General features: G+C 40.8%; 12 protein-coding genes. 6 read left to right on the top strand and 6 right to left on the bottom strand.

Annotation, left to right across the window (positions count from 1 at the left end; genetic code table 11):
- Positions 1-375 precede the first annotated feature (375 nt).
- From L6494_RS22285 to L6494_RS22295, 3 genes are all read right to left on the bottom strand, one after another.
- A complete protein-coding gene (locus tag L6494_RS22285; RefSeq protein ID WP_237989928.1) occupies positions 376-969 on the bottom strand; it encodes an ATP-dependent Clp protease proteolytic subunit in 594 nt (197 codons plus the stop codon).
- Between the two features lie 79 nt (positions 970-1,048).
- On the bottom strand, positions 1,049-1,711 hold the full coding sequence (locus L6494_RS22290; RefSeq protein ID WP_237989929.1) for an ATP-dependent Clp protease proteolytic subunit: 663 nt from the start codon (positions 1,709-1,711) through the stop codon (positions 1,049-1,051).
- Positions 1,712-1,750: 39 nt separating this feature from the next.
- A complete protein-coding gene (locus L6494_RS22295; RefSeq protein WP_237989930.1) occupies positions 1,751-2,440 on the bottom strand; it encodes an ATP-dependent Clp protease proteolytic subunit in 690 nt (229 codons plus the stop codon).
- A gap of 713 nt (positions 2,441-3,153) precedes the next feature.
- Between L6494_RS22295 and L6494_RS22300 the strand changes: the two genes are divergently transcribed.
- From L6494_RS22300 to gloA2, 3 genes are read left to right on the top strand one after another with little or no spacing between them, the layout of a single operon-like run.
- Complete coding sequence (locus L6494_RS22300) at positions 3,154-4,410, top strand: vWA domain-containing protein (RefSeq protein WP_237989931.1); 1,257 nt, start codon at positions 3,154-3,156, stop codon at positions 4,408-4,410.
- Positions 4,407-5,687, top strand: a complete 1,281-nt coding sequence (locus L6494_RS22305; RefSeq protein ID WP_237989932.1) for a vWA domain-containing protein — start codon at positions 4,407-4,409, stop codon at positions 5,685-5,687. The genes L6494_RS22300 and L6494_RS22305 overlap by 4 nt, the downstream gene beginning before the upstream one ends.
- 4 nt (positions 5,688-5,691) lie before the next feature.
- A complete protein-coding gene (gene gloA2 / locus L6494_RS22310; RefSeq protein ID WP_237989933.1) occupies positions 5,692-6,108 on the top strand; it encodes an SMU1112c/YaeR family gloxylase I-like metalloprotein in 417 nt (138 codons plus the stop codon).
- Between the two features lie 211 nt (positions 6,109-6,319).
- On the opposite strand, the gene psb34 is transcribed toward gloA2, so the two are convergent.
- Positions 6,320-6,490 (bottom strand): photosystem II assembly protein Psb34, encoded by a 171-nt coding sequence (psb34, locus tag L6494_RS22315; protein WP_237989934.1) that lies wholly within the window; start codon positions 6,488-6,490, stop codon positions 6,320-6,322.
- A gap of 129 nt (positions 6,491-6,619) precedes the next feature.
- Here psb34 and L6494_RS22320 point away from each other — a divergent pair, with 129 nt between their 5' ends.
- Positions 6,620-7,234 (top strand): PAP/fibrillin family protein, encoded by a 615-nt coding sequence (locus tag L6494_RS22320; RefSeq protein ID WP_237989935.1) that lies wholly within the window; start codon positions 6,620-6,622, stop codon positions 7,232-7,234.
- Between the two features lie 116 nt (positions 7,235-7,350).
- On the opposite strand, the gene L6494_RS22325 is transcribed toward L6494_RS22320, so the two are convergent.
- On the bottom strand, positions 7,351-8,289 hold the full coding sequence (locus L6494_RS22325) for an ADP-ribosylglycohydrolase family protein (protein WP_237989936.1): 939 nt from the start codon (positions 8,287-8,289) through the stop codon (positions 7,351-7,353).
- 379 nt (positions 8,290-8,668) lie between these two features.
- On the opposite strand from L6494_RS22325, the gene L6494_RS22330 reads away from it, so the two are divergent.
- Both L6494_RS22330 and sir read left to right on the top strand, forming a co-directional pair.
- Positions 8,669-9,205, top strand: coding sequence for a porin family protein (locus L6494_RS22330; RefSeq protein WP_237989937.1), 537 nt, complete (start codon positions 8,669-8,671; stop codon positions 9,203-9,205).
- 643 nt (positions 9,206-9,848) lie between these two features.
- Positions 9,849-11,771, top strand: coding sequence for a sulfite reductase, ferredoxin dependent (sir, locus tag L6494_RS22335; RefSeq protein ID WP_237989938.1), 1,923 nt, complete (start codon positions 9,849-9,851; stop codon positions 11,769-11,771).
- A gap of 130 nt (positions 11,772-11,901) precedes the next feature.
- Here sir and L6494_RS22340 read toward each other — a convergent pair whose 3' ends face one another.
- Positions 11,902-14,649, bottom strand: a complete 2,748-nt coding sequence (locus L6494_RS22340; protein WP_237989939.1) for an ABC transporter substrate-binding protein — start codon at positions 14,647-14,649, stop codon at positions 11,902-11,904.
- Positions 14,650-14,663 lie beyond the last annotated feature (14 nt).

A 14,663-nucleotide genomic window follows, 5' to 3' on the forward strand; every position in this document is an offset into this window, starting at 1 on the left:
TGATCTATTAGTGGTGAATATTCGGCTATCAGCTATGATCTGCCAACCGAAAGTTTTAATAATATTGAATAATCTTATATTTTATAGTTCATATTTGACAGATTTAGTTAAGTCTTGGGAATTAGTCCTCAACAGTTATCTGTGAAGAGTGAACAGTTATCAACTGACTGGTAACTGTTCACTCTTCACTCTTCACTGATTTTAACAAAGTATAGGGGTTTAAGTCCCCGGCTTCTATCAAGCCGCAAGTGTTGTGGCGGGGTTTAAATCCCCGTTACAACACGTAATTGCGTTAGCGGAGCGGGGCGGGAGCATCGTTGCGAATTGCGAATTGCGAATTGCGAATTGGTTTAAGTCTCCTCTGCTCCCTCAATCCTAAACGCGGTCTTCAATCACACGGTCAATTAAACCGTATTCTTTTGCCTCGTGGGCGGACATGAAAAAGTCCCGATCCATGTCTTTTTCAATCTTGGCTAGGGTTTGACCAGTATTGTCAGCATAAATTTGATTTAGCTGGTGACGAATTCGGATAATTTCTCTGGCTTCGATCTCGATATCGGTAGCTTGTCCACGAGTCCCGCCGGAGGGTTGGTGAATCATAATTCGGGAATGAGGTAATGCTAGGCGTTTACCTTTGCTACCAGTCGCCAACAAGAAAGAACCCATCGAAGCTGCTAAACCGACACAAATTGTTACTACCTCAGATTTGATGTACTGCATCGTGTCGTAAATTGCTAAACCTGCGGTGACAGATCCACCAGGGGAATTAATATACAGATAAATCGGTTTGGTTTGATCGTCAGAATCTAAATAGAGCAAATAAGCAACGATCGCATTAGCGATACCGTCATCTACTTCCTCTGTCAAAAAAATAATTCGCTCCCGAAATAGACGATCTTCGAGATCGATCCATTGCTCATAACTACTACCAGGGAGGCGATAAGGAACTTTGGGAATACCAATAGGCATAGGACAATTTGGGTAAAGACTAGAAGATAAAATTGTAGATTTTCGGTAAAGTTTGAGAGACCAGAGTCTAGGATTTAGATCAAGCCAGAATAGAATTTTCCAACTGTTTGGTACTTTCCAAAACCCGATCAATTAACCCGTATTCTTTGGCTTCCTGGGGAGTCATATAGAAAATACGTTCACTATCTTTCGCAATTTTTTGAGTTGATTGTCCCGTATTTTGGGAGAAAATATCAAGAATTACGGCTCTTTTCTTTAATACTTCTTCCGCATTAACTTGAATATCTGTTGCTTGGCCTTGCGTTCCGACCCGGAACTGAGTAAGTGCGATATTGGCGTGAGGTAAACTCACCCGTTTTCCTTTCGCTCCAGATGATAGAATCAAGGCTGCCATGCCAACTGCTTGACCGAAACAGATCGTGACAATTTCTGACTTGATATACTGCATTGTGTCATAAATTGCCAAACAAGCTTTAATTGACATCATTCCAGATGCTTCATTTATGCTGCCATCTAGGACAGGATCACCCAGGGAATTGATGTAAAGGTAGATTGGTTTGCTCTGATCCTCTGATTCTAGATACAGGATTGTAGAAATGAGGGAATTTGCCAAAGACGTAGTGAATGGCTGATTTAAGAAGAGAATTCGCTCCTGAGCCATGCGCTGACCAATAGTAACCCATTGCCAGGAATTACTAGCAGGAATGTTATAAGGAACGCGAAGTTCTGAATCAACAGGCATAGGGATAATAGGAAAAGATTAGGAATGATTAGAAGCAATTTAAGTCAGGACTGGTATAGCCTTGGGCAGATCCTTCATACTTTCTAGGACGATATCAATTAGCCCATACTCTTTCGCTTCTTGAGGAGTCAAATAGAACATCCGCTCAGTGTCTTTAGCAATTTTTTCAGGAGTCTGTCCACTATTCTTGGAGAAAATATCTAGGATAGTGGCCTTGTTTGCTAAAACTTCCTTCGCATAAATTTGAATATCTGTTGCTTGTCCCCGTGTACCACTGCGAGGTTGATTAAGTACAATGGTCGCATGAGGCAAACTAGCTCGATAGCCTTTAGTTCCGGCTGATAGAATCAGTGCGGCTGTGCCAATTGCCTGACCTATGCAAATTGTATGTACGGGGGTTTTGATATACTCTATGGTGTCGCAGATGGCAAACGCTTCCGTTTCATAGCCAATCGCATCCCCTGTATACCAGGATGTACCAGTTGAATTGATATAAAAGAAAATTGGCTTGTCTGGATTGTCAAATTTCAGATAGAGTAACTGAGCAATAATCAACTTTGTTACGTCAACCCCCATTTGACGTTTATATTCATCTGCTGAAACCAGGGGACTCCCCAGATAGACAATTCGCTCCTTCAGTAGTAGGGAGGCTAAATCTGGTGGTGGTGTTCTGTAGGAGCTGTCGCCGTAGTAAGGGGCTTGAACAGCCTTGACGGGGGAAGTTTCCATAGCAACTGATCGCCTGATATTGTGCCGTTAACTGTAATACATCCTAGCGCGATGCTCGCTATCTTCAAGTGCGGTTTTCTCGCTAATTAGCAAGACAGCTGGGCATCTGCCAATGGGTGGCTTCTAAGATATTCTGAATATATTATCTGACAATATATTAATGGATTGCTTTAATTAAGTTTTCCGTAGCACTAGTGTAATGATTTGAAGTTATTCAAGAATATGTAAGACAAGTTCCCTTACCCATGTTTGTTAATTATCCTGGAAATTTTGGGTTGTCAGTAACCCAGGCCTAAAGGGACTGAGCTTGTAAGAGAAATCAAGCAAGCTGTACTGACCCGTCTAAGTCAAAACTTGACTACGTTTTTTGAGTCACGACACCCTGGGATACGCAGCCAGTCCCCTGCTCTGTCGCTTGTGATTAAACAGTTCTAAGGTCACTGGAACAGTGTTGCAAGCCTAACAAGCTCTTAAAACATTGACTAGGCTAACTTTACTCCCGCAAGGGAAGGCTCTATTGAGCAAAACATTATGCGTACAGGGTGAAAAGTTTGATCGGTAATTGTCCCGTTGAAAGTGCATTACAACAGCACACCAAGCAGAGTAACCCCAAGGCGATAATGTTTCTAATTATTTAAGGCGGTTAAAACCGCACGAGTCGTTTTCCTCTCAGGTCTAAAGACCCGCTCGTTTCCAACTTACCGATTTTTTTTATGAAAGTTAATTTGCAGCCTACCCTCAATGATGCCAATCTGGACGCTAACCAAATCAGTAGTCAGCGTCAGTTGGCGATTTCCATTTCAGCCGGTGCAGAACCTCAAGATCGTACTGTTCCTCTGAATTTATGCTTAATTCTTGACCATAGCGGTTCGATGAATGGACGACCGCTAGAAATTGTCAAACAAGCGGCGAATCGTCTGGTGGATAGATTGAATGTGGGCGATCGCCTGAGTGTGGTAGCCTTCGATCACCGTGCTAAGGTCTTAATACCTAATCAAGTGATTGCAGACCCAGAACAAATCAAAAAACAAATCAACCGTCTCTCGGCGGATGGCGGTACAGCCATAGATGAAGGTTTGCGCTTGGGAATTGAGGAGTTAGCCAAGGGGAAGAAAGACACAATTTCCCAGGCGTTTTTGTTAACCGATGGGGAAAATGAACATGGTGATAATAATCGCTGTTTAAAATTTGCTCAGTTGGCTGCTGGTTATAACTTGACTCTAAATACTCTGGGGTTTGGCGACAACTGGAATCAAGATATTTTAGAAAAAATCGCTGATGCGGGTTTAGGTGCTTTATCTTATATTCAAAAACCAGACCAAGCGGTGGATGAGTTTGGCCGTTTGTTCACGCGGATTCAAACTGTAGGCTTGACTAATGCTTATCTTTTATTCTCCCTGATGCCCAATGTCAGGTTAGCAGAACTCAAACCCATTGCCCAAGTTGCCCCAGACACAATTGAGTTACCCTTGCAACAAGAAACTGATGGCCGCTTTGCTGTCCGCTTGGGAGATTTGATGAAGGATGTAGAAAGGGTAATTTTGGCGAATATTTATTTGGGACAGTTACCAGAAGGTAAACAACCCATAGCTAATGTGCAAGTCAGGTATGATAACCCGTTTCAAAATCAAGCCGGGATATTCACACCGAATATCCCCGTTTATGCCAATGTGGTTAAGGTCTACCAACCAGAAACCAATCCCCAGGTGCAACAATCGATTTTGGCTTTAGCTAAATATCGTCAAACCCAATTAGCAGAAGCCAAATTACAGCAAGGCGATCGCTCTGGTGCGGCTACTATGTTACAAACTGCGGCGAAAACTGCTCTGCAAATGGGTGATACAGGCGCGGCGACAGTTTTACAAACCTCAGCAACTCAACTCCAAGCTGGTCAAGATTTATCAGAAAGCGATCGCAAGAAAACTAGGATTGTCTCGAAAACTGTGTTGCAAGATACCCCTCCTCAATGAAAGTCCAATTGCTCTCAGCCTTAAGTGATCACAATATTGATGCGGCTCAACTCAATAGCCAGCGTCAATTGGCAATTTCCGTTTCTGCCATCGCCGAGCAGTTTGAGCATAATTTACCCCTAAATTTATGCTTAATTCTAGATCAAAGTGGTTCTATGCACGGTCAGCCTCTGAAAACAGTGATTCAGGCTGTAGAGCGATTATTAGATAGACTAGAGCCTGGCGATCGCATTTCTGTTGTCGCTTTTGCGGGTTCTGCTACGGTCATTATCCCTAACCAACTAGTTCTCAACCCCGAAAATATCAAATCTCAAATTAGAAAGAAACTAGCCGCTAGTGGTGGTACGTCGATTTCTGAGGGTTTGCAGCTGGGAATTACAGAATTAATGAAGGGGACAAGAGGTGCTGTTTCCCAAGCGTTTCTCCTAACCGATGGTCATGGTGAAAGCAGTCTGAAAATTTGGAAGTGGGAATTTGGTACTGATGACGGTAAGCTGTGTCTGGAACTCGCTAAAAAAGCCGCAAAAATCAACCTGACTATCAACACTCTGGGATTTGGTAATAACTGGAATCACGATTTACTCGAAAAAATTGCTGATGCTGGTGGCGGGACTCTCTCCCATATTGAGCGACCAGAACAAGCCACTCATCAATTTAATCGCCTATTTACGCGGGTGCAGTCGGTGGGGTTAACCAACGCTTACCTGCTGCTGTCTCTGACACCCCATGTCAGATTAGCAGAACTCAAACCCATTGCCCAAATTTCCCCAGATATTATTGAGTTACCCGTAGAAACAAATGATGGTAGTTTTGCTGTGCGTTTGGGAGATTTAATGAAAGACGTGGAACGGGTGGTTTTGGCTAATTTGTACTTAGGCAAGTTACCCCCAGGAGAACAGGTAATTGGTAACATACAGATCCGCTACGATGACCCATCTTTGGAGCAAGAGGGGTTACTGTCGCCTATTTGTCCAGTGTATGCCAACGTTTTAGAGGTATATCAACCAGATTTCAATTCCCAAGTGCATCAGTCGATTTTGGCTTTAGCTAAATATCGCCAAACTCAGTTAGCTGAGACTAAATTACAACAAGGCGATCGCTCTGGTGCGGCGACAATGTTACAAACTGCTGCTAAAACTGCTTTACAAATCGGTGATCAGAACGCAGCCACGGTTTTACAAACTTCCGCTACCCGCCTACAATCTGGGCAAGAACTCTCAGATGCAGACCTCAAGAAAACTCGCATTGCCTCCAAAACAATTTTACAGAGTTCTTGAACCCATGAAAACTACTGGCATTCATCACATAGCTATTATTTGTTCAGACTACGAACGCTCAAAGAAATTTTATGTAAATGTTCTAGGTTTCGCAATTATTCAAGAGACTTTTCGTGCTGCCAGAAATTCCTATAAATTAGATTTGCAGATTAACGAAACTACCCAAATAGAATTATTTTCTTTTCCTAACCCTCCCCAAAGAGTCGGTAATCCAGAGGCTTGTGGTTTAAGACATTTAGCTTTTGCTGTTGAGGATATAGAAGAGACTGTTGATTATTTAAAATTGCATGATCTAGAAGTAGAAAATATCAGAGTTGATGAGATTACAGGCAGAAAATTTACATTCTTTAAAGACCCTGATAACTTGCCTTTAGAAATTTATGAGTATTCATCAGGACTTACGCACAGAGGTTATTTGTGAAGAAGGGGTGTAAGGGTATGAGGGTGTAGGGGTGTAAGGGTTTTGAACACCTACACCCCCACACCCCTATACCCCTATACCCTCGCCCAAACCCTTGATTCTTCGTATCACTGCGTAAGTCCTATTCATAACAAAAAACCCCAGCCTTGCAACTGGGGTGATTTAGAGAAGTCCGAATGAAGATGAGAAAGTTAAACCGAAGTTAAAAATTTTAGCTAACGCCCAAAGCAACCAAAACTAAAGTAGTAACAAGCAATGTAGCGTATGCGGCTTGCAATGCGTAGCTGCGTTGTTGCTCTTTGTTGGGGTAAGCAGCGTAGTACATTTTAGGTTCGTTTGCGTAGTTATTAAGGATGCCGTTTTCGTTAATGGTGGTATACATAATTTTTTCTGTGTTTTATTAACTTATGTAAATAAATTTAACAAAATTGTTACGAAGTGTCAACCTGGCTTGACAATAAAAGGCTGATGACGTTAATAAATATTACTTATCAAGGAGAGGTATCAAAAAATGATTGGCAATGATACTGCGAGAATATCCTTGAAAAATGAACTATTGCAGCGAATAGAAGTCTTAGATTTACAGCAAGCCTTGTTTCCCTCATCAGAACCCAAGATTGATGAAATAGTGCAGAAATTAGAGAATATCAATCCCATCGCCAATCCCCTGAGTGTAAATCACCGGGCTGATTTAACTGGTAACTGGCAGTTGGTGTATGCTTCTCGCGGAACTGTTGTTACTCGTCCCTTGGCATCAATTACAGATGTTTGGGGAGGAATCAAAATCACTGGAGTTTGGCAAAGCTTAGTTACAGGCGATAACGGGAAAATTTCTGCTACTAATAGTGCTGAGTTTGAATTACCCCTATTAGGAAACTGGCAGCTGTCGGCTGATGGAGTTTGGACTTGGGGTGATGATGAGCAGGTAGCAAAGGTGAGTTTTTATTCCTTTGCTGTGCAAGCTATCAAACCCTTGGGGATATCTGGCTGGAGTTTACCGCTATTGAAAATCCCGGTATTAGAATTTTTGCGAAAAGAGGCTGTATGGATAACCTCATATTTAGATGAAGAAATCAGGGTGGGGAGAGGTGCGACGAGTAATCTGTTTGTCTTTCGTCGTGAGTAAGTTTATTACCAATACATGGCACTTCTTAACCTGCGGCTAGCTTTCATCCCCGCCTTGAAAGGACGGGGTTCTCAGCATATTTCCTATAGAAGCGATCGCTAATCATTCTACAGTTGTTAGTCAACAGCCGCCGCAAAGCGCGTAGCTAAGTTGATAATGTCTTGTTTGCGAGCAATTTGGTTATACCATTGTTGGGGTATACCTTCCACCCCATAATAAATACCAGCTAAACCCCCTGTCACCGCCGCCGTTGTATCGGTATGTCTTCCTAAGTTGACAGCTTTTAGTACCGCCTCTGCATAAGTGGAACTATTTAACAAGCACCAGAGGGAGGCTTCTAGTGTATCAATTACATAGCCACCAGAATTAATCTCTGCTATTGGTAACTTGGCAATTTCACCCCGGAAGATGCGCTGAAAATAAGGCATTTCTGGAAGATATTCATCTGCTGCATAAACCGTTTGGATGTTTTCTAATCCTTTTAAATAGGCTGTTTGGGGATTAGCACCTTTGAGCAGTTCCACGGCAATACTAATATAAATACCGCAGGCCATTTGCGATCGCAGATGAGCATGGGTAATACTAGAAACTTGATGTACTCTGGTAATCAACTCCTGTAAAGCTAAACTTCGATGACAGTAAGCCATTGGTAAAATTCTCATCAAAGAACCATTACCATTGCTCATTTCACTAGTTCCCCCAGCCTCCAGAGGTGGAACTCCCTGCTTGAGACGCATAATCACGGCGTAAGTGCTTTCACCAATACCAAAGACTTCGCCACGGGGTGTCCAGTAAGCTGCTCTATACCAACGGCAAAAAGAATCTGCGATCGCATCTATAGAATAGCCCCTACACAGACTCTCCGCTAAACAAAATGTCAGTGAACTATCATCAGACCATGTTCCTGGGGGTTGATTCCATGTCCCATAACCCAGCATCTTTGTGACTGGAGATTGAGCTAAGTCAGCGCGGCTAGTGAACTCCACCGGCACACCCAACGCATCACCGACACACAAACCCATCAAACCAGATAACGTTTTTGTAGCGGTTAGCATTTATTAAATCTCCATGCAAACTACTCAAAATTAACTTTATAGATTTCCTGTAGAGATGATTGAAGTAACTGCTACAGCTTATTTATTCTTTCTATATAAATAATCAAAAAACAGGATTGAATGAATCAATTCAAAATTCAAAATTCAAAATTAAATACAGCCACCCACATTCGCGCAGCGTCCCGCAGGGAACGGATAGAAGTACGGGTTTAAACCTAATTTTTTCCTGTCAACCTGTTTTTCCCTTCAGCTTGTGCCAGTTTTAAAAGTGCATATTACCTATTTTTAATACAGAAATTCGTAAAAATGTCTGGAACATATTTGACATATCTTTCGACTTTAAAAATAAATGTAAGAAATAAACAATTTGCTCAAGATTATGAAAAATATACTCAAGTCTCTAGTGACAATCTCTGCATTGTCTTCCGTAATTATGACCGCTTTTGTAATTAATTCTGGTCAAGCTGCGGCTGAAACTAAAAAAGGTACTGATGCTAGTTATGTCGGTGCTGGTGTCGCCGCAGGTGTTACCGAAGGTGGACAAACTAACGATGCTCCTAACTTTGGCGGTAATCTTACAGGACGCGTCAAACTAGGCAATACACCATTCTCAGCACGCGGTAACGTACTTTGGAATGATAAAACGAGTGCAATTATTCCAGAACTTTCCTTTGATGTACCTATTGCTAATCGCACTAATGCCTTTGTAACTGGTGGTTATTCCTTCGTAGAAAAAAATGGCTCACCTACTCCCTTGGGAAATAGAGATGCTGTTGTCGTAGGTGCGGGGATTGAATCTGAAGTGGCTAACAACTTCCTGGTTTACACCAACGCCAAAGTAGGATTGCGTGCTTACCAAAATAGCCCCGCGTCTGCTGTCAGTATTAATGGTGGGATTGGTTATCGGTTTAGATAGGGGACTGGGGATAGGGGACAGGTGACAGGTGACTGGGGACTGGGGACTGGGGACAGGTGATAGGGGACAGGTGACAGGGGACAGGGGACAGGGGAGCAGAGGAAGGTAGACAAGGTAGAATTTTGAACAAAAATGTTGAGCGCAGTCCCTACCTAAACTGCGTTATAGGTAGGGTAAGCGAAACCCAAGGTACATGGTAAAATACAGTTGGTACGGTAAAAGGCAAAGCCTGGAGACACGACCATTTTTATATTAGTAATTACTAGTTTTGTTGCTATTATTACTAATTTTTTACTAGAGTGTCCGTAGGCAAAAGTTCCAACGACACACTGAGAACGCCAGTTTTTCTGGTAACGCTATTTTTAGCGAATGAATCACCATCTATAATCTTTGATTTAGATGGGGTGCGTTCAACACTTTTTGCGGTAGTATATATTTAACTCAGCACTAAAAACTCAGAAACGTCAAAAGCTGGTTTGATGAAGTGTTTAATCACTGAATAAAGCCAGCTTTTTGTCGTGCTAAGATAGAGATATTCTGCACATTTCCGACCGGATTACCGGGAATAGCCAGACGCAGCAATGCTGCTAACTTGCTAATTCGGCAATTACTGATGCCTTATTGAGAATACTATAGAACTCTGATGGTTAAATCTGCTCCTTCCCCGATCGCCAGCCGCAAGCCTTCCAAAGTTGAAGGGTTGAAAGAAAATAGTAATTTTTTACGTGAACCTGTAGCAACGCAGATACTTGAGGATACTACTCATTTTAGCGAAGACGCAGTACAAATCCTCAAGTTTCACGGTTCTTATCAACAGGATAACCGCGATAACCGCGTTAAGGGACAGGAGAAAGATTACCAGTTCATGCTGCGGACTAAAAACCCTGGTGGGTTAGTACCGCCGGAACTGTACTTGGCTTTAGATAAGTTAGCTGATGAATATGGCAACAATACTTTGCGGGCAACGACTCGTCAAGGTTTCCAACTGCACGGTATTTTAAAGAAGAATCTGAAAGCAGCGATCGCTACAATAGTTAAAAATCTCGGTTCAACTTTGGGTGCTTGTGGTGACATTAACCGCAACGTCATGGCCCCGCCAGTTCCATTTAAGAATCGCCCTGAATATCAGTATGCTTGGGAATACGCCCAAAATATTGCTGACTTACTCTCACCCCAAACTGGTGCTTATTACGAAATCTGGTTAGATGGAGAAAAAGCCATCAGTGCAGAGGAAAGTCCAGAGGTCAAAGCCGCCAGAAACAGTAATGGCAATGGTACAATTATTCATGGCACAGAAGAACCTATCTACGGCACATATTATATGCCGCGTAAGTTCAAGGTGAGTGTGACAGTACCGGGAGATAATTCGATTGATTTATATTCCCAAGACCTGACTTTAGTAGTCATTACTGACCCCCAAGGCGACCTCCAAGGATTTAATATCTTTGCTGGTGGTGGCTTAGGTAGAACCCACAACAAAGAAGAAACCTTCGCCAGAATTGCCGACCCCATTGGCTATATTGATAAAGCCGATGTGTATAATGCAGTGAAAGCGATTGTGGCTACACAGAGAGATTATGGCGATCGCACTGACCGCAGACACGCTAGGTTAAAATACTTAATCAATGATTGGGGTGTAGATAAATTCCGCGCCAAGGTCGAAGAATATTTTGGCAAACCCCTCGCACCTTTCCAGGAATTACCAGAGTTTAAATATCATGATTTCTTGGGTTGGCAAGAACAAGGCGATGGCAAACTATTTTTAGGCATTTCCATTGATAACGGTCGAGTGAAGGACGAAGGCTCGTTTCAACTGAAAACCGCGCTACGGGAAATTGTCGAGCAATTTAACTTACCCATCCGCCTCACAGCTAACCAAAACCTGATTTTTTACGAAATTGACCCAGAAAACAAACCCGCAATTCAAGCAATTCTCGACCGTTGCGGCATAGTTTCCGACCCCAACACCATCGAACCTCTAGTCCGTTATGCGATGGCTTGTCCCGCTTTACCTACTTGTGGTTTGGCTATCACCGAGTCAGAACGAGCAATCCCAGGAATTTTAGACCGGATTCGCGCCCTCTTAGATAAACTTGGTTTACAAAATGAGCATTTTGTGGTAAGGATGACAGGTTGCCCCAATGGTTGCGCCCGTCCTTATATGGCGGAGTTAGGTTTTGTGGGTAGTGCGCCGGAAAGTTATCAAGTTTGGTTAGGTGGTTCACCTAATCAGATACGCCTAGCCCAGCCTTATGTAGAACGCTTGCACGATAATGACATAGAAAGCTTCCTAGAGCCGATTTTTGTTTACTTTAAAAAGTCTCGCACACCTGGAGAAAGCTTTGGGGATTTTTGCGATCGCGTCGGCTTTGATGCTATTCGTGAATTTACCGCCCAGTATGAGCCAGAAGCAGAATCAGTTACCGCTAAGTCTCGCAAGTCACGGTATCGCGTCAGCCTGCATGATGACCTGTACAGCAAAGTTAAAGCCACAGCTACCAGCCAAGGTAGATCAATGACTGAGTTAGTTAAAGAGGCGTTGGAAACTTACTTCCAAACTCTTTAATAAGCATTTTAGTGCTGACCAGCAAAGACAGGAAAGGGGGAAATTTTATCATTCCCCCTTCATCTCCGTGTTGACCCACCTAAAATTGATTTATCAATAAGAGAAAAATATTTAAGCAAATTTGACTTAATTACTGGGGTTCTTCCAGTTTCTTAAAATGAAAGCCGCCGACTTCAACACTTCCACAATCTTTGCTACTACCTTTAACTACTCGGACTAAAACTGGTTTAGCATCCTTCCTTTCACCATCAATGAATTTGAGTTCATTTCCTGAAGTTTCATTAGCTGGTAAATGAACAGATTTTAGCTTTTCAATTACATCTTTTCGCTGTTCATGTACATTCTTGTTAGATAGATCAGATTTTGATATGGCTGCAATAAAAGCCTTAGTTGCATCATAACTAGAAGCTGTTTGCCAGCTAACTTTATCTTCCCATCTTTCGCAAGCTTTCTGTGCAAATTTTTGCGAGTTTTGTTCTTCAGGCGACCAGGAAACTGGCAGTATTAGACCTTCAACATACTTTTTACCTAGTCTCAAGGTTTCTGAATTATAGAAAGTTCCTCCTCCTAAAAACATTACATCCTTTGATATGTATGGCAAACCTTCTTTAGCACGCAACATTTCAATTACAGCAGAAATTAATTCTGTATTTGGAAAAAAAACAAACGCATCGGGATGATTCTTATCAATGAGATCACTTCTAAATTTTTCTGGTGAATTCTGTTGTTGATCACTCAAATCTACAGAAGACTTCACTTCTCCTCCTTTGTGCTTAAAAAAAGTTGCAAAATTTTCCTTTATATCATCACTGTAAGCATCTTTAGATTTATAGTAAATAACAACTTGCTTAATCTTATTCTTGATAGCATAGTCTGCTAAGTGTTCAGCAGTGCTTTTATTGGAATAGATTGTCCTGAAAAAAACCTTACTGCGTAATTCATTACTAGCACTGCTGGAAGATATCATTGCTAATTCTGCCTTTTCATATTCAGAAAGTGCAGATTTACTAGCGTTGCTAGCATTGTGACCAATCACTGCTAATACATTTGAGTCTTTAATTAATTCTTTAGCCACTTTTTGAGCTAGGACTGGATCATTACTATCATTGGCTATAACAACATTCAAAAGTCTATCTTGGGGTTGAGCATTTTCGTTAAACTCATTCTGGGCTAACGCGACTCCTCTCAATATGGATATAGCAGATTCTTTTCTCGCATATATAGGTACAACTACAGCTATAGTTAAAGGCTTGATATTATGTTGATTTTGTTTTTCATAGGCTAAAGCATTATTGTAATAAATTTCTGCTTCAGGATCATTACGATCTACATTTTTAGATTTTTGGAAAAGCTCTCTTGCTTTTGAATAGTTACCTTGCTTAAAAGCTACAACACCCTGTTTTTGAAAAAAATTTCCATCACCAGAAAAGAAAGTTCTTTCTCCTTGGCTAAAGAGTTCTGGCTCTAAAATATATGGTACATGGAACACCTCTGATTGAATTGTTTTTTGTAGTTGGAATCCACTTATTCCAGCAATAATTATCATGCTAAAAGTTATTCCTGCGAGTAAGCGTTGAAAATGTTCTTTTTTTTGAATTTTAATCCCTAAATTAGCTATTTTTAATTCTTGGCTGGCATTAATAAACTGATAATCTTCAATATTTAAAATTTTACCATCGCACCATACAATGGCTTTTTGTAAATCTTGACCTTGCAATAGCCAGGATTTATCTTGACGATTAGAAGACAACCATCCTAATAATTCTTCTTCATAGGGTTTCATATCTGCTAACATTTCAGTAACCCATCCAGCATCAAATACTTCTTTGTAAATAAGGTTATAAACCTTTAAATTACCATTTTTTTCTTCTAATAAACCAGAGAGAATTAATTCTCTTTGCTCCAAACTGTCATTAACTGGTAATTCTTTTTCCTGAAGAACTTGAAGATAAAATTTAAGCAGCTTAACCAGAGATACTTGACTATTGATAATTCTATTACGAATAGTTCTTAAATGTTGAGGTTCATCCTGGTATTCCCAATTTTCAATTATTCGTGATTTTACAAATACCTCTATCCATTTAGGAATTATTTTTTCATCACTAGGTACTATATTTGCATCCTCTGCAATTATTTTGCATATTTTTTGGGTTAAAAATGGTTGTCCACTAGTCCATATCAGCACTTCTCTAACAATATATTCAGCAATTAGGGGGTCATTTACTTTACTTTCCAACCCTTTTGCTAAAGGTTGAGACTCTTGTAATGAAAAACCATTTAATTGAATTGCTTCGCCAATATTAAAAGGTGTACGTTGAGTATCTTGAATCAATTGTGAGGGTGTAGCTACTCCTAGCAATGCAAAGGTAATGCGTTCATAAATGGGGTTATTAGCACGCTGATTATAGCAATGTCGAATAAAAGCAAAAAAATCATCAGTTGGAAAATCTAAGCTGAGAACAGTATCTATTTCATCTATAAAAATAACTATATTTTTATTAATTTTTAGTAATAATTTTTTCTCAAAGAAATCACTTAAATGATGCAACGGAGTTGCAGTTGATAATTGCTCTGGTTTTAAATTGAAAGTATCTGCCAGATTTTTGACTAAAGAATTATACCATTGTAATTGAGTCACGCCTCTAGTCCCAAATTTATCGAGGCTGATTACTACACATATAAAATTTTCTTCTGCTAATTTTTTACTTACTCTTACTTGTAAGCTAGACTTTCCCATCTGCCTAGAGTTAAATACATAGCAGAAATTTCCACTTTTCAGTTCTTTGTATAGGTTTTTATCTGCTTGTCGCTCTATATAACTAGGAGTATCAGGCTTTAAAGTTCCACCTACTTGATAATATGTTTGTGCTTTATTCATTGTTAGTTATTTAC

The sequence above is a fragment of the Nostoc sp. UHCC 0870 genome (genome assembly GCF_022063185.1).
GTDB lineage: Bacteria > Cyanobacteriota > Cyanobacteriia > Cyanobacteriales > Nostocaceae > Trichormus.